A 15887-nucleotide genomic window follows, 5' to 3' on the forward strand; every position below is an offset into this window, starting at 1 on the left:
ATCTGCGGGGTCGAAAAGTGAAATAGGGGGTAACCCGCAACGCAACGGAACGCAATGCCCACCCATTCAGAGACCCGCCAACTGCCCTATAGCGCGCAACAGATGTATGATCTTGTCGCTGATGTGGCCCGCTATCCCGAATTCCTGCCTTGGACCGCTGCCGCGCGTATTCGCAGCGACGAAGACCGTGGCGATCACCGGGTAATGGAGGCCGATCTGGTGATCTCTTTCAAAGTGTTTCGGGAGCGCTTCACCAGCCGTGTGGTGCTTTGGCCCGAGGCCAAGAAGATCGACACCGAATATCTGGACGGGCCGTTCAAGTATATGAAATCAAACTGGCATTTTGAGGATAACCTCGAAGGCTGTCAGGTGCATTTCTTTGTCGATTTTGAGTTCCGCAACGCGATCCTGCAAAAGGTCATCGGCGTGGTTTTCAACGAGGCGATGCAGCGGATCGTACGGGCCTTCGAGAACCGTGCGAAAGAGCTTTACGGCCCCCAAGGTTAAAGCGCCGCGAAGCCTCGCAGCAACAGGCCAAGCGCATGGTCACGGGCCGCCAGACGTACCGCGTCGCGGCCCTTCGCGCCGAACTCAATTGTTTCCGTCTGGACCCCCGCCGACGTTGCAAGGCCGAAACAGACCCGGCCTTCGGGCTTATGCTCTGATCCGCCGGGGCCTGCGATGCCGGTGATCGACACCGCGATCTGCGCCTCAGAACGCTCCAATGCACCCGCCGCCATCTCTTCGGCCACCTGTTCAGACACCGCGCCCCACTGCGCCAGCGTCGCCTCCGACACGCCCAACATCGCCATTTTCGCTGCATTGGTATAGGTGACAAAGCCGCGATCCAGTAGGGCCGAAGACCCCGGCAAATCGGTCAGTGCCGCGGCCAGCATCCCGCCCGTGCAACTCTCTGCACAGGCGACCATCGCACCGGTTTCATGCGCTTTTTCCAACAGTTGCGCGGCAAGGGTCATTTACAGCACCCCGTGATAAAGCGCGGCCAGCGCCATGACGCCAAGTGCTGCGAAAATCCCGGCAAAGATATCGTCTAGCATCACGCCCCATGGCCCGCCCTGACGGTCGGCCCAGCCGATGATCAACGGTTTGGTGATGTCAAACAGCCGGAACAGCGCAAAAGCGGCGATCCAGCCGGGCCACATGGCAAGGATTGGGATCTGCATCGACCATGCGGCATAGGACAGCGGCAAGAGCGCGATCCATTGGCCGACCAATTCGTCGATGACCACCTCACCGGGATCATGATCCGGCCCGCCTGCCGTATAGCGCGCGGTTGCCCACCAGCCCAAGGGGATCGCCACGAGGACCCCAACCGCAAGCAGCGGAAAGCCCCCCATCACATGCAAAAGCCACGCGTAGGGCAGGGCGATGAGCGAGCCCCAAGTGCCCGGGGCGGGGCGGATGTGGCCTACGCCCAACAGAGTCGCGATCAGATGTGCAGGGGTCATTTTTTCACCAATGTTGCTGTGGCCATACAGGCAATGCCTTCGCCACGGCCCGTAAAGCCAAGACGCTCGCTTGTGGTCGCTTTGACGGATACGCGGTCGATCTCGATCCCCAGTATCTCGGCCATGGAGGCGCGCATCGGTTGCACATGGGGGCCGATCTTCGGCGTCTCGCAGATGAGCGTGCAGTCGACATGGGTCAGGGTGAACCCCATATCGCGGGCGAGCTGTGCCGCGTGGCGCAGGAAAATATCGCTGCGCGCGCCTTTCCATTGCGGATCGCTCGGCGGGAAATGCTGGCCGATATCGCCGCGCGCCAGCGCACCGTAGATGGCATCGGTCACCGTGTGCAGCGCGACATCGGCGTCGGAATGGCCGACCAGCCCATGGGTGTGGGGAATGTCGATGCCACAGAGGGTCACATGATCTCCGGGGCCGAAAGCGTGCACGTCAAATCCATTGCCGGTGCGAATGTCCATGCGGGTCTCCAATACGCGGGCGGCGCGGGCGAAATCCTCGGGCCGGGTGATTTTCAGGTTATCGGCGCTGCCTTGGGTGATAGCAACGGTCAGGCCTGCCCCGCGGGCGACTTCGACATCATCTGCCGCGTGGCCGTCATAGGCTGCGTGAGCCGCGCGGATTGCGGCGAGGTCAAAGCCCTGCGGTGTCTGCGCGGCGAAAAGGGCCTTGCGGTCTTGTGTGCCGGTGACGCGGCCTTCGCTGCCCTGCCAAAGCGCATCTGTGATAGGCAGTCCGGGGGCGGCGGCTTGATACTGGTCCAGCGCTTCGATCACGCCCGTGATGATCTCAGCCGAAACGCAGGGCCGCGCGGCGTCGTGGATCAACACCTTCTTCGCTTGGCCAATCGCCCCAAGACCGCGCTGGACCGAGGCCGCACGTTCCGCCCCGCCAGTGGTGATAGTAATGCCCTGCGCCGCAAACGCCTCGGCCTGATCCATGTCGTCTTGGTGCAGTACCAGCACGATCTCGGTGATCTGGGGCAGGGCGCGGAAGGCGGCGAGCGTGTGGTCGATCACACGTGCCCCCGCCAGCGCTTGCCATTGTTTCGGCTGCGGACCGCCTGCGCGGCTGCCACGCCCGGCGGCAACGATCAGGGCTGCGATACTCATTTGGGCGATCCGGAAAACATGGTGAACATGGCCCTGTCTAGGCAATGCGGCGGCGGGGTGCAATCTGAGGCGGCTGCCTAAATAATAGGCAATGGCTTGGCGCATAGCTGCTTTTCAGGCTAGTTTCATTGAGGTCACCCCGTGGCAGAGCTACACAACGAACGACCGCACAAGGATTAAGCATGTGACCGCCGACCCCCTGACATTCGACCCGCCGGTATTCCTCGCCCCGATGGCCGGGATCACCGATCTGCCCTATCGCAACCTCGTGGCGCGATTCGGGGCGGGGTTGGTCGTGTCCGAGATGGTCGCCAGCCAAGAACTGCTCAGCCGCCGCCCCGGTACCCGAGAGAAAGCGGAGCTGGGGCTGGATGTCATCGGCACCTCCGTCCAGCTTGCAGGGCGCGAGGCCGAACCGATGGCCGAAGCCGCGCGGATGGTCGAGGCGATGGGCGCGCGGATCATCGACATTAACATGGGCTGCCCGGCCAAAAAGGTGACGCAGGGCGCCTCCGGCTCGGCATTGATGAAAACGCCCGATCACGCGCTGCGGCTGATCGAAGCGGTGGTCGGCGCGGTCAAGGTGCCTGTGACGTTGAAAACCCGGCTCGGTTGGGACGACAATATGCTCAACGCCGCCCCGATCGCCAAACGGGCCGAGGACGCGGGCGTGCAGATGATCACCATCCACGGGCGCACGCGCTGTCAGTTCTACAAGGGTCGCGCCGATTGGGCTGCGATCCGCGCGGTGAAAGAGACAGTGAATGTCCCCGTCATCGCCAATGGCGACATCATCGGCAGCGAAGAGGCCCGGACAGCGCTGCGCCTGTCGGGCGCAGACGGCGTGATGGTTGGGCGTGGGGCGCAGGGGCGACCTTGGCTGCTGGCGGAGATCGCCCATGACCTGCACGGACGCGCCAAACCGGTGATCCCCAAAGGGCCCGCGATGGCTCAGATGGTCACCGAGCATTACGACGAGATGCTGCGGTTTTATGGGACGGATCTGGGGGCCAAGGTCGCCCGCAAACATCTGGGCTGGTATATGGACCATTGCGGCACCCCCGCCGACCTCCGCCGTGCGGTGCTGACCGCGCGGGAGGTGAAAACCACCTTTAATCTGATCGCCGAGGCTATGCAGTATGACGCAGCGGCTCAGCAAACCCTGGTCGCAGCATGAGAGCCGAAACGCCGGAGCGGCAGGTTTGGACCTCCTTGCCGGTGCCCGCCTTTATCGTTGGTGCCGATGATCGGGTCGTTGATCTGAATCCCTCTGCCGAAGGGTTCCTTAACGCTTCGGCCCGCGCGACCATCGGCCAGTCGATCTGGAAGTTGATCGCCGTGGATCACCCGCTTGAGGCCGCTTTCGCCCGCGCGCGGCTTCAGGGCACACCGCTTTTTGTGAATGACGTGGATGTCGGGGCGATGCAGCGCGCGCCTTTGCAATGCGGCTTGCAGATCGCACCGCTTGTCGGTGGGGAGGGGCAGATGATCCTGATGATCACCCCGCGTGAATTGGCCGGGCGCATCACGCAGGATCACAGCGTAAAATCTGCCGCCAAATCGGCCATCGGCATGGCCGAGATGCTGGCCCATGAGATCAAGAACCCTTTGGCCGGGATCACCGGGGCGGCGCAGCTGCTGTCGATGAACTTGCCCAAGGATGATCTGGAACTGACCGATCTCATCGTCGCCGAAAGCCGCCGCATCGTGAAGCTGCTGGAGCAGGTCGAGCAATTCGGCAACCTCATGGCGCCCGAGCGTAAGCCGGTCAACCTGCATGACGTGCTGGACCGTGCGCGACGCTCCGCGCTGTTGGGCTTTGGCGCGAAGATGAAGATTATCGAAGATTACGACCCCTCTTTGCCGCCCGCACTTGGTGACAAGGATCAGCTTTTGCAGGTCTTGCTGAACCTGATCCGCAACGCTGCAGAGGCCGCGGGGGACGCAGGTGGCACGATCCGGCTGCGCAGCTTCTATGAACATGGCTTCCAGCTGCGCCGCGCCGATGGAGACGGCCAGCCGCTGCCCCTACAGATTGAGGTGATCGACGATGGCCCCGGTTTGCCGGAACATATCCGCGCCGATGTCTTCGATCCTTTCGTCTCGGGCCGTGAGAATGGCACCGGGCTGGGGCTCGCCCTCGTGAGCAAGATCATTTCAGACCACGGAGGCTGGATCTCTGTCAGCTCGGCCCCCGGTCGCACCGCATTCCGCATTTCGCTGCCGCGCGCAGGCGCCGCCGCCCTTAAGGAGAATTGACATGGATGGCACTATCCTCGTCGCCGATGACGATCGCACAATCCGCACCGTGCTGACCCAAGCACTCACCCGCGCGGGCTGCAAGGTCCATGCCACCTCCAGCCTGACCACCTTGATGCGATGGGTCAGCGAGGGCAAAGGCGACGCGGTGATCTCTGATGTGATCATGCCCGATGGCAACGGCTTGGAAATGCTCCCGAAAATTGCGCAGGACCGTCCCGGCCTGCCGGTGATCGTGATCTCGGCACAGAACACAATCATGACGGCGATCAAGGCGGCAGAGGCCGAAGCCTTTGACTATCTGCCCAAACCCTTCGACCTGCCGGACCTGATGAAACGCACCGCCCGCGCGTTGGAGCAGCGCGCGACGCTGAGCCGGAAATCCAGCACCGACGACAGTGCCGAGATTGACGCCGAACGCGATGATCTGCCGATGATCGGCCGCACCCCGGTGATGCAGGCGCTTTACCGGACCGTGGCGCGGGTGATGAACACCGACCTGCCGGTGCTGATCTGGGGCGAGAGCGGCTCAGGCAAATCGCTGATCGCGCGGGCCATTCACGACTTTTCCGACCGTCGCAGCCTGCCGTTTGTCACGGTGACGGATGCTGACCTTGCGGATATCGAAGGCCCCTCACGGGTCCTGGCGCGGGTCCGTGGCGGCACACTGATGATTGACGAAATCGCGGATTTCCCGCAAGAAATTCAGGCCCGTTTGGTGCGCATGATGGACGCACCGGGCGACGACGCGCCGCGCTTTATGGCGACCAGCCAAAGCGATCTGGATGCGGCCATGCAAGAGGGCAATCTGCGCCGCGACCTCTATTATCGCCTGTCGGGGGCCACCCTCGAAGTGCCCGCGCTGCGGGACCGGGTGGAAGATATCCCGCTTTTGGCTGAACATTTCTTGACCCGCGCCAATCCCGGCGCCGCGTCCCCGCGCAAACTGTCGGATAAGGCCGCGCAAATTTTGCTCAAATTCCCATGGCCGGGCAACGTGCGCCAATTGGAACATGCGATGCGGCAACTGGCGCTGGCCAGCCAGGCGGCTGAGATCACGGCGAGCGAGGCGGAACAACTGCTCGGCGCGCAAAGCGGCCCGGCCCCGATGCAGACCGAAGCGGATACCGAACGGTTGGGCGCCTCGGTCGAGCGTCATTTGCAGCGGTATTTTGATTTGCACGGCTCAATGTTGCCGCCTCCGGGACTTTACGCGCGGATCTTGCGGGAAGTTGAGCTGCCGATGATCGAAATCGCACTGGCTGCAACCGCAGGTAACCAAGCTAAATGTGCTGATTTGTTGGGAATAAACCGAAATACCTTGCGTAAGAAGATCACGGACCTCGATATTGAGGTGACACGGGGCCGCAAGATGATGTAAAAGAGCCACATAACAGTGGCCATCGGGGTACTATCCTGATCAGGACCACATAATATGGCGGTTGATGCAGCGATGCATCACAACATCGGTGAGGTATGCGGGTGGCAACCCGGTCACGCAGGTTCAAGCTCGAGCGGTTGGGGCGTCTCAGGCGAGTCAAACGGCTGCGCAATTGGTCCACCTTTGGGCTGGTTGTGTTGGGGCCGGTTTTGGCGCTTGCGACCTATCTGGCCCTTGGGCCCTTGGGGCAGGGGGCGGACACGCTCAACCTGCGGCTCATCCTGTTGTCCGATCTTGTTTATGTGCTGCTGGTGGCGGCGCTGGTCCTTATTCAGGTCGGGCGGCTGATTTCAGCGCGCCGCGCTAAATCTGCGGGCTCCCGGCTGCACCTTCGGCTTACGGGTGTCTTTGCCTTGATGGCGCTCATCCCAACCGTGACGGTGGCGATTTTTGCCGGGCTTACCGTGAATGTGGGCCTCGAAGGCTGGTTCTCTGACCGGGTGAGCGGCGTGGTTGGCTCATCTCTGGCAGCGGCAGAGGCCTATGAGGCCGAGCAGCGCGAAGGCCTGATCCTAGATGCGCAAACCCTTGCCCGCAGCATCGATAGCGCCCGTGCGCAGGGCATCAACCTCAGCGACAGTGAGCTTTTGGGCGAAGGCCAGCGGCAAATCCAGCGCGGCCTGCGCGAAGCCTTCCTGATTGACAGCACCGCGCAAATCCGCGCCCGCGGTGATCGGTCCTATCTATTTGATTTCGAGGCTCCCACAGAGGCGCAGCTTGAAGCAGCCAGTGAAGAAGGCCTTCTGGTCATCGAAGATTGGCCCAACAACGAATTCCGCGCACTGGTGCCGATGGACGCCTATGTAGATCGTTTCCTCTATGTCTCCCGCGCCGTGGATGGTGAGATTCTGGCCCTGCTGGATGAAACCAAAGAGACGGTGCGTCTGTATCAACAACTTGAATCCGAGCGCGGGCGACTGCTGTTTGAATTCGCGCTTGTTTATTTGGGCTTTGCGGTAATTCTTATTCTGGCTGCTGTCTGGCTGGGCTTGTGGTTTGCCGAACGGCTCTCTGGCCCGGTCGGTCGGTTGACTGGGGCCGCGCAGCAGGTGGGCGCGGGGGACCTGAACGTGCAGGTCCGCGAAGAAGAGGGCGACGATGAAATCGCTATGCTGGGCCGCTACTTCAACCAAATGACGCGGCAGTTGAAAGGCCAACGCGAGACGTTGCTGGAAAATACCGACCAGATCGAGCGCCGCCGCCGCCTGTTCGATTCCGTGCTGAGCTCGGTGACCTCTGGCGTGGTGGGGCTGGACCCGGAGGGGCGCGTCACCTTCGTGAACCGCTCTGCCATGCGGCTGCTGGATTGGTCGGAAGATCAGCAAAGCCTGCCTCTGACCCTTGCCGTGCCGGAGTTCGGCCCGCTCTTCGAGACGGTCAAGGCTGCCTCGGACGAGGTGGCGCAGGCCGAGGTTAAGGTCTCCCGCCAAGGGGCGATGGAAAATCTGTTGGTGCGTATGGCCACGCGTCGATCCAAGGACGGCGATCTTGAGGGCTATGTGGTGGCCTTTGACGATGTGACCGATCTGGTCAGCGCGCAGCGCATGGCCGCATGGGGCGACGTGGCGCGGCGGATTGCCCATGAAATCAAGAACCCGCTAACGCCCATCCAGTTGAGTGCTGAGCGCATTCGTCGCAAATTCGGCCCCAAAATGGCCGAAGGGGATGATGACGCGCTGGAGCAGATGACCGGCGTGATCATCCGGCAAACGGGCGACCTGCGGCGCATTGTCGATGAGTTTTCAAAATTCGCGCGGATGCCAGAGCCGGAAACCAGCCGTCAGGACATCCGGCAGTTGCTGCGCGATGCCGTGCTTCTCCAGCAGAGCAGACAGGAAGACGTTGCAATCAAACTTGACCTGCCAGCGCAGCCGATCATGGCCAATATTGACGGCACGATGATCTCGCAGGCGCTGACCAACTTGATCAAGAACGCGGGCGAAGCAATTGATAGCTTGAAGAAAGACGGCGCGCCCAAGGGGCATGTGCCGCAAATTCGCGTGGCGCTTACACCGGAAAACCGGCTCTTGCGACTGACCATCGCCGACAATGGCATCGGCCTGCCCGAAGACCGCGCGCGGTTGTTCGAGCCCTATGTAACCACGCGCAGCGAAGGCACCGGGCTGGGCCTGCCGATCGTCAAAAAGATTCTCGAGGAACATGGCGGCAGCCTGACGCTCGAAACCGCGCCCGCATTTGACGGGCAAGACCATCACGGGGCCATGGCGGTGATAACGCTGCCGCTGGCCATCGACACAACGACAGACCAAGGGGACAAGGCAGATGAGTGACATCCTAATTGTAGACGACGAACGCGACATCCGTGAGTTGATCTCGGATATCCTTCAGGACGAAGGCTTTGCCACGCGATTGGCCAGCAACTCAGACGAGACGATGGCCGAGATCAACACCGAGGCACCGGCGCTGATCATCCTCGACATCTGGCTTAAAGACAGCCGGATGGACGGGATCGATATTCTCAAGACCGTCAAACGCGACAATCCGGATGTGCCGGTGGTGATTATCTCAGGCCACGGCAATATCGAAATTGCCGTCGCAGCGATCAAGCAAGGTGCTTACGACTTTATCGAAAAACCCTTCAACATTGACCAACTGTTGGTGGTGATCCGCCGCGCGATGGAAACCTCGCGCCTGCGCCGGGAGAACCAGAACCTCAAGCGCCGCGATGATGCCACCTCCGAGATGATCGGCACCTCTGCGCCCTATCGCGCACTGCTGAGCCAGCTTGATAAGGTGACCAAATCCAATGGCCGCGTGATGCTGACCGGCCCTGCCGGATCGGGCAAGGAAGTGGCGGCGCGCTATATTCATGCCCATTCCGCCCGTGCCTCAGCACCCTTCGTCACCGTCAATTGTGCCGGGGTGGCCCCGGACCGGATGGAAGAAGTGCTTTTTGGCCGCGAGACGCCGGACCGCGTGGTTGAGCCAGGGCTGTTGGAGCAGGCGCATGGCGGGGTGATCTACTTTGATGAGGTCGCGGACATGCCGCTTGGCACCCAGTCGAAAATCCTGCGGGTCTTGGTCGATCAGCAGTTCACCCGCGTCGGCGGAAACGACAAGGTGCGGGTTGATCTGCGGGTGATTTCGTCGACCAATCGCGATCTGGATCAGGCAATCAAGGCCGATACATTCCGCCAAGAGCTTTACCATCGCCTTAACGTCGTGCCGATTGCCGTGCCCTCGCTCGAAGAACGGCGAGAGGACATTCCGCTTTTGGCCGAGCATTTCATCGCCGAATTCAAAGCCTCGCAAGGTCTGCCCGAGCGCGCGTTGACAGACGACGCCGTGGCCTTGATGCAGACGATGGTCTGGCCCGGCAATGTGCGGCAACTCAAAAACCTTGTCGAGCGGGTTCTGATCCTTGGCGATGGCACCGGCCCGATTGAGGCCCGCGAGTTGCCCGGAGAGGAGGAAGCAGGCGGCGATGATGGGCGTGTGGTGCTTTCGGGCGCCTTGGCAACACTGCCGCTGCGCGAAGCGCGCGAGGCCTTTGAGCGGGAATACCTGCTGACTCAGATCAACCGTTTTGGCGGCAACATCAGCCGCACCGCGAATTTCGTCGGCATGGAACGCAGCGCCCTGCACCGCAAGTTGAAATCGCTTGGCGTTGTGACCTCGGCCAAGGCAGGTGTGCGCATTGCACATGTGGACGAAGAAGTGGAGGCGACGGGCTAAGCCGCAAGGCTCAGGCGCGAGGGGCGGCACCCCTCGCGATCCCAGTTAGCCGCGCGTAACGATCTGGAAAGACCCGTTCTTGTTGCGGATCACGCAGGAATTGGAGTTCAGGGCCGGCAGCGTCGTGGTCGCGCGCGGCGGTGCGGCGCGGGCGATGTTGTTCGGGCAAGCGGGGATCGACACAGGGGCAAAGCCCTGATCGGCCATACATTGCCCCTCAACCCGGTTGCGCAGATCCTCGTTAGGATCAAATGTCACCAGCTCACCGGGGACATAAAAGCCGCCCGTAACCCTGCATTTATTGTCGGCAATACAGTGACGCCGCTCGGGCACATAGCGCGGTGGTTCGCGGCGGACTTGGGTGGAGATCGGCACATCACGCAGCGCCTGCACTTCGCAGGCGGTGGTCGCGCGGTTCACCTGCGCGACACTCGCGCCCGGTTTGTAATAGGTATTCAGCGGCGCGCAGGCGGCAACCCCCAAGGCGATAAGCGTTAGGGCAAAGGCGGCGCGAGAGGGGCGAAGCGATATCGGTTTCATAGCGCCATCATGCCGCTGTTGCGGAGTAAAGACAATTGATTTGACCCTTGCCAACCCATCTGTCATGCCCTCTAACCGACCCAAGACAACCCTCACACGATCTTTGCTCAGGGTAAGGAAGCCTTCATGAAAATCATCATTTGCGGCGCAGGGCAGGTGGGTTGGCAGATTGCCCGTCACCTCAGCGGAGAGCGCAACGATGTGACCGTGGTCGACAGCAATGCCGAATTGATCCGCCGCGCCACCGACACGCTGGATGTGCAGGGCATCGCCGGATTCGCCAGCTACCCTGATGTGCTGGACCGTGCAGGCGCGCGGGACGCTGAGATGATCATCGCCGCGACCCATTCGGACGAGGTCAATATGGTGACCTGTCAGGTCGCGCATTCGGTCTTTGGCATCAACCGCAAGATCGCCCGTCTGCGCAGCCAGTCCTATCTGGATGCGATTTATTCCGACCTCTACCGCCGCGACCACATGCCGATCGACGTGGTGATTTCCCCTGAAAAAGAAGTCGCGACCGCAGCCCTTCAGCGTCTCAGCGCGCCCGCCGCTTTCGATACCGAAATTTTCATGGACGGGCAGGCGCAGCTTCTCGGGATTTCCATCGACAGCGATTGCCCGGTGGTGAACACGCCGCTGCGTCAGTTGACCGATCTCTTTTCTACCCTGCGCGCCGTGGTCGTGGGGGTGCGCCGCGATGGCACGCTTTTTGCGCCCGAGGCGAAGGATCAGCTTTTTGTCGGCGATGACTGCTATGTCTTTTCGCATCACGACGACATCGCCCGAACGATGGAGATTTTCGGCAAACAAACCACCAAGCAAGAGCGCGTCGTGCTGGTGGGCGGCGGGAATGTCGGGTTGACCGTGGCCCAACACCTTGAGGCCGGGCCGCTGCGCGTGCGCACCAAGATGATCGAGAAGAACCGCAAATGCGCCGAACGTGCTGCCGAAGGCTTGGAGCGGACCATCGTGCTGAATGGCGACGGGCTGGATGCGGCGCTTTTGGCCGAAGCCGGGATCAGCCGCGCGGATGCGATGCTGGCGGTGACCGATGACGACAAGACCAACATGCTGTCATGCGTGCGCGCCAAGGCCGAAGGCTGTCCCTATGTGATCGCGCTGATCAATGACCCGACGCTGGTGCCGTTGATGACCCACCTTGGCATCGACGCCTATATCAACCCGCGTGCCACAACGGTCAGTTCGATCCTGCGCCACATCCGCCACGGGCGGGTGCGGGCGGTCTATTCCATCGGCGATGCCGAGGCCGAGGTAATTGAGGCCGAAGTCCTATCTACCTCGCCCCTTGCGGGCAAGAAAGTCTCGGAAATCGACTTCCCCGAAGGCGTGTTGATTGGCATGCTGCGCAAAGAGGGCAAGGTGATCCGCCCCTTGGGCAACACTAGGATCGACGAGGGCGATGTGGTCGCACTCTTCGCTCTGGCCGAAGATGTGCCACGGGTTGAGCAGCTTTTGCAGGTCTCGATCGACTTTTTCTAAGCGCAGGAGCGCCGCGTGACGCAACCGACCAGCATCCGTCCCACCGGCATCCGCCGAGAGATCGTGCAACTGCCGCTCTTCCTGCAATTGTTCGGCGTTTCTGCTGTGTCGATGATCCTGCCGTCGATCCACGGGCTGGTTGTGAACGACCATCTGGCGAGCCGTGCTTTTCTCTATGCCGGTTTGTTAGGGCTTGTCGCCTTCACGCTCATTGCCATCGCCCATGCCGGGCGCAAGCCCTTGGACGGCGCGCTCGGACCGCTCTTGTCACTTCTCTCGGCCTTTGTGTTTCTGCCGGTCTTTTTCGCGGTGCCTTTCCTTGAGGCGCTGCCGACGACGCGGTTCGTGAACGTCTATTTCGAAATGGTCAGCGCCCTGACCACCACCGGGGCCACGATGTTCGATAATCCCGAACGGCTGAGCAACACACTGCATCTGTGGCGCGCGCAGGTCGGTTGGATGGGGGGGCTGCTGATGTGGGTCACGGCCTCGGCCATTCTCGCGCCGCTGCATTTGGGCGGGTTTGAGGTGACCGCGCAGGCTGAACCCGGGCGGCCCGATGACCGTATGGGCAACCGGATGGGCCGGATCACGCCCCGCCAACGTCTGCTGCGCACCACGCAGGCTTTGCTGCCGATTTATTTCGGGCTTACGCTGCTGTTGTGGCTCTTGCTGGTGATCGGTGGCGAGACGGCTTTGGTCGCGCTTTGTCATGCGATGTCGGTCATGGCAACTTCGGGTATTTCGCCCATCGGCGGGGTCGATGAAGCACAGATCGGTGTCACGGGCGAGGCGGTGATGATGCTGTTCATGCTCTTCGCCCTCTCGCGGCTGACCTTTTCCAAAGATACCGTCACAGCAACCCAAGGGGGGCTGATGACTGACCCAGAGTTTCGCATCGGCCTTTTGGTGGTGATCGGTGTGCCCCTGTTGCTGTTTGCACGCCATTGGATCGGCGCCTTTGAGGTTGAGGTCGAGGTCGACGGCACCCGCGCTTTGGAGGCGCTTTGGGGTGGGCTTTTCACAGTGCTGTCTTTTCTCACGACCACCGGTTTCGTGTCCGAGCATTGGGCCGAGGCGCAGAACTGGTCGGGGCTGCGCACGCCGGGTCTGGTGCTGATGGGGTTGGCCCTGATTGGCGGCGGGGTGGCCACCACGGCGGGCGGTGTGAAACTGCTGCGGGTCTTCGCGCTTTATCAAAATGGTGTGCGCGAGATGGATCGTCTGGTTTATCCCAACTCAGTCAGCGGGGCCGGTGCGGCGGGGCGGCGGTTGCAAAGCAACGGCGCGTTCATCGCGTGGATCTTCTTTATGCTCTTTGCCATGTCGCTGGCCGGGGTGACCCTGCTGCTGACCCTTACTGGCGCGCCCTTTGATGCGGCGGTGGTCATGTCCGTCGCCACACTATCCACCACGGGGCCGTTGATCGAACATGCCGCTGACACACCCATTCGTCTGATTGAACTGGGATTGGCGGCCAAAGTCATCCTCAGCGGCGCAATGGTACTGGGACGGCTCGAAACTTTGGCAATTATTGCGCTAATGACCCCGAATTTGTGGCGCGCCTGACACGTTTAGCGCTAGAACCGACCTAGACCTCTGATATTGGGGCTGGAAACTCGCGCTTGCGCACTCCATACTTGACGCAACGGGGGGGTCCGGTACGCGGACGCCAGCAAGAACAAAAGGCGAGACTACCATGGCGTCAGACAGACAGAACCTTCAGGATGCGTTCCTAAACCACGTCCGCAAGACAAAGGTCCCGGTGACAATTTTCCTGATTAACGGCGTCAAGTTGCAGGGTGTCATCACTTGGTTTGACAACTTTTGCGTTCTGCTGCGCCGGGATGGCCAATCGCAACTGGTCTACAAACACGCGATTTCCACCATCATGCCGAGCCAGCCGATCAGCCTTTACGAGGGCGAAGACGCTTCTTGAGCCGTCCAGCATTTCAGATCGATAACAGCGACGGGCCCCGCGTAACACGCGCTTGGGTGCTGCATCCTGATATTAAAACCGACAACGACCGGCGCGCGCCAGAACCCGCGCTGGCCGAAGCTGTGGCCTTGGCCGAGGCCTTGCCCGAGTTGGAAGTGGTGGGGGCCGAAGTCGTGCCGCTGCGCACGGTGCATGCAGGCATGCTTTTCGGGAAAGGCAAGATTGAGGAACTCGATCAGCGCATGAAAGACGCCGAAGTTGAGCTTGTGCTTGTTGATGGCCCGGTGACCCCGGTCCAGCAGCGCAACCTTGAGAAGGCTTGGGGCGTCAAACTGCTTGACCGGACCGGGCTGATTCTTGAGATCTTCAGCGACCGTGCGGCGACCCGTGAAGGGGTGCTTCAGGTCGAAATGGCAGCGCTGAACTATCAACGCACGCGGCTGGTGCGCGCTTGGACCCACCTTGAACGTCAGCGGGGCGGTTTGGGCTTTGTCGGCGGTCCGGGTGAGACGCAGATCGAGGCAGACCGCCGTGCCATCGATGACCAATTGGTGCGCCTGCGCCGCCAGTTGGAAAAGGTCGTGAAAACCCGCGCCCTGCACCGCGCCGCGCGGGCCAAGGTGCCGTTCCCGATTGTGGCGCTTGTGGGCTATACCAATGCCGGGAAATCTACGCTTTTCAACCGTTTGACCGGGGCCGAGGTCATGGCGAAAGACATGCTTTTTGCCACGTTGGACCCGACCATGCGCAGCCTTGTGTTACCGGACGGGCCTGAGATCATCCTCAGCGACACGGTGGGGTTCATCTCTGATTTGCCCACGGAACTCGTCGCCGCCTTCCGCGCCACGCTCGAAGAGGTGCTGGCGGCCGATATCGTCTGCCATGTGCGCGATGTGTCCCACGCCGAGACCGAAGAGCAGGCCCAGAACGTGCGCGACATCCTCGCAACTTTGGGTGTGCCGAAAGAGACCCGCAGTTTCGAGGTCTGGAACAAGCTGGACCTGCTGCCCGAAGACCGCGCCGAAGCCATGCGCGCTCGCGCGGCGCGCAACGACGATGTGCTGGCAATCTCGGCCATCACGGGCGAGGGGCTCGAGGCACTGCAGGAGACCATCGCCGAAGCGCTGCAAGGCGCGGTACGCGAGGCGGAGCTGATCCTTGGCTTTGCCGAAGGCAAGAAACGCGCATGGCTGTTTGCGCAGGACGTGGTCGAAGGCGAGCGTCAGACCGAAGACGGGTTCGAGATTACCGTTCGCTGGTCCGCGCGGCAAGAGGCTGAATTCCAGCAGATTTGATCGTTTGGGCGTAAGCCGAGTGGATTGGAAAAGATGCAAATTCGGAAACTTGAGGCCCGTAATGCCGCTGCCTTTCATGCGCTCAGGCTCGAAGGGTTGCGAAGCCACTCAGAGGCCTTTGGTGCATCCTTCGAGGAGGAAGCCAACCTGACACTTGCCGATGTGGCAAAGCGGTTGGGATCGGGCTGCGTATTTGGTGGCTTCAGTGATGCCGGTTACCTTGAGGGCATCGTTGGGCTTGCCCAGTCCCAATCGCCCAAAATCCGTCATATCGCGACGATCTGGGGCATGTTCGTGCGACCAAGGGCGCGCGGGGCCGGGCTGGCGGCGGCGCTGATGGAGGCAGCCATAGCGGAGGCCTCTGCCGATTGCACTTCAATCCGCCTATCGGTCGTTTCCACAAACCAAGCCGCTCTGCGCCTTTATGAGCGGATGGGGTTTACGACATGGGCGGTGGACACCGAGGCGCTTTACGTAAACGGTGTCTACCATGATGAGGTTTTGATGCGGCGGTCGCGGTCCTAGGCGGCAATTGGTCGGATCGGGGTGTAGGCCCCATTATTCACGACCAACCCCTCGAAATTTCCACGTCCTGCCGCATATGGTCATACGATCAGT

At 61.5% G+C, this 15887-nt stretch carries 15 protein-coding genes; 11 read left to right on the top strand and 4 right to left on the bottom strand.

The window, feature by feature from the left end:
* Window positions 1-54 precede the first annotated feature (54 nt).
* Window positions 55-507 carry a type II toxin-antitoxin system RatA family toxin gene (locus tag K3759_RS06985; protein WP_243262995.1) on the top strand — a complete coding sequence of 151 codons (453 nt, stop codon included), beginning with the start codon at window positions 55-57 and terminating at the stop codon, window positions 505-507.
* On the opposite strand, the gene K3759_RS06990 is transcribed toward K3759_RS06985, so the two are convergent.
* From K3759_RS06990 to K3759_RS07000, 3 genes are read right to left on the bottom strand one after another with little or no spacing between them, the layout of a single operon-like run.
* Window positions 504-977: a CinA family protein gene (locus tag K3759_RS06990; protein ID WP_243262996.1), complete on the bottom strand. Its 474-nt coding sequence runs from the start codon at window positions 975-977 to the stop codon at window positions 504-506. The two genes, K3759_RS06985 and K3759_RS06990, sit on opposite strands and share 4 nt — an antisense overlap.
* Window positions 978-1469 (bottom strand): phosphatidylglycerophosphatase A, encoded by a 492-nt coding sequence (locus K3759_RS06995; protein WP_259985253.1) that lies wholly within the window; start codon window positions 1467-1469, stop codon window positions 978-980.
* Window positions 1466-2596: a bifunctional 2-C-methyl-D-erythritol 4-phosphate cytidylyltransferase/2-C-methyl-D-erythritol 2,4-cyclodiphosphate synthase gene (locus K3759_RS07000; RefSeq protein WP_259985254.1), complete on the bottom strand. Its 1131-nt coding sequence runs from the start codon at window positions 2594-2596 to the stop codon at window positions 1466-1468. The genes K3759_RS06995 and K3759_RS07000 overlap by 4 nt, the downstream gene beginning before the upstream one ends.
* A gap of 232 nt (window positions 2597-2828) precedes the next feature.
* Here K3759_RS07000 and dusB point away from each other — a divergent pair, with 232 nt between their 5' ends.
* The 5 genes from dusB to K3759_RS07025 all read left to right on the top strand — a co-directional run bounded on the left by dusB (window position 2829) and on the right by K3759_RS07025 (window position 9992).
* The gene (gene dusB / locus K3759_RS07005) at window positions 2829-3773 is read left to right on the top strand and encodes a tRNA dihydrouridine synthase DusB (protein ID WP_259985582.1); all 945 of its coding nucleotides are present in this window, start codon (window positions 2829-2831) and stop codon (window positions 3771-3773) included.
* The gene (locus tag K3759_RS07010) at window positions 3770-4855 is read left to right on the top strand and encodes a nitrogen regulation protein NR(II) (RefSeq protein ID WP_259985255.1); all 1086 of its coding nucleotides are present in this window, start codon (window positions 3770-3772) and stop codon (window positions 4853-4855) included. Before dusB ends, K3759_RS07010 begins: the two co-directional genes overlap by 4 nt.
* Before the next feature lies 1 nt (window position 4856).
* The gene (locus K3759_RS07015) at window positions 4857-6236 is read left to right on the top strand and encodes a sigma-54 dependent transcriptional regulator (RefSeq protein WP_259985256.1); all 1380 of its coding nucleotides are present in this window, start codon (window positions 4857-4859) and stop codon (window positions 6234-6236) included.
* Window positions 6237-6331: 95 nt separating this feature from the next.
* On the top strand, window positions 6332-8587 hold the full coding sequence (locus K3759_RS07020) for a PAS domain-containing sensor histidine kinase (protein WP_259985257.1): 2256 nt from the start codon (window positions 6332-6334) through the stop codon (window positions 8585-8587).
* A complete protein-coding gene (locus K3759_RS07025; RefSeq protein WP_259985258.1) occupies window positions 8580-9992 on the top strand; it encodes a sigma-54 dependent transcriptional regulator in 1413 nt (470 codons plus the stop codon). Before K3759_RS07020 ends, K3759_RS07025 begins: the two co-directional genes overlap by 8 nt.
* Before the next feature lie 45 nt (window positions 9993-10037).
* On the opposite strand, the gene K3759_RS07030 is transcribed toward K3759_RS07025, so the two are convergent.
* Window positions 10038-10532, bottom strand: a complete 495-nt coding sequence (locus tag K3759_RS07030) for a hypothetical protein (protein ID WP_259985259.1) — start codon at window positions 10530-10532, stop codon at window positions 10038-10040.
* Between the two features lie 126 nt (window positions 10533-10658).
* Between K3759_RS07030 and trkA the strand changes: the two genes are divergently transcribed.
* The 5 genes from trkA (at window position 10659) to K3759_RS07055 (ending at window position 15794) form a co-directional block, all read left to right on the top strand.
* Window positions 10659-12035, top strand: coding sequence for a Trk system potassium transporter TrkA (trkA, locus tag K3759_RS07035; RefSeq protein ID WP_259985260.1), 1377 nt, complete (start codon window positions 10659-10661; stop codon window positions 12033-12035).
* A gap of 15 nt (window positions 12036-12050) precedes the next feature.
* On the top strand, window positions 12051-13604 hold the full coding sequence (locus tag K3759_RS07040; protein ID WP_259985262.1) for a TrkH family potassium uptake protein: 1554 nt from the start codon (window positions 12051-12053) through the stop codon (window positions 13602-13604).
* A 130-nt stretch (window positions 13605-13734) separates the two neighbouring features.
* Window positions 13735-13974: an RNA chaperone Hfq gene (gene hfq / locus K3759_RS07045; protein WP_007119530.1), complete on the top strand. Its 240-nt coding sequence runs from the start codon at window positions 13735-13737 to the stop codon at window positions 13972-13974.
* Entirely contained in the window at window positions 13971-15269 is a 1299-nt protein-coding gene (hflX, locus tag K3759_RS07050) for a GTPase HflX (RefSeq protein WP_259985263.1), read from the top strand. Before hfq ends, hflX begins: the two co-directional genes overlap by 4 nt.
* A gap of 33 nt (window positions 15270-15302) precedes the next feature.
* Window positions 15303-15794, top strand: coding sequence for a GNAT family N-acetyltransferase (locus K3759_RS07055; protein WP_259985264.1), 492 nt, complete (start codon window positions 15303-15305; stop codon window positions 15792-15794).
* Window positions 15795-15887: the final 93 nt, after the last annotated feature.

Source organism: Sulfitobacter sp. W027 (genome assembly GCF_025143985.1).
Lineage (GTDB): Bacteria > Pseudomonadota > Alphaproteobacteria > Rhodobacterales > Rhodobacteraceae > Sulfitobacter.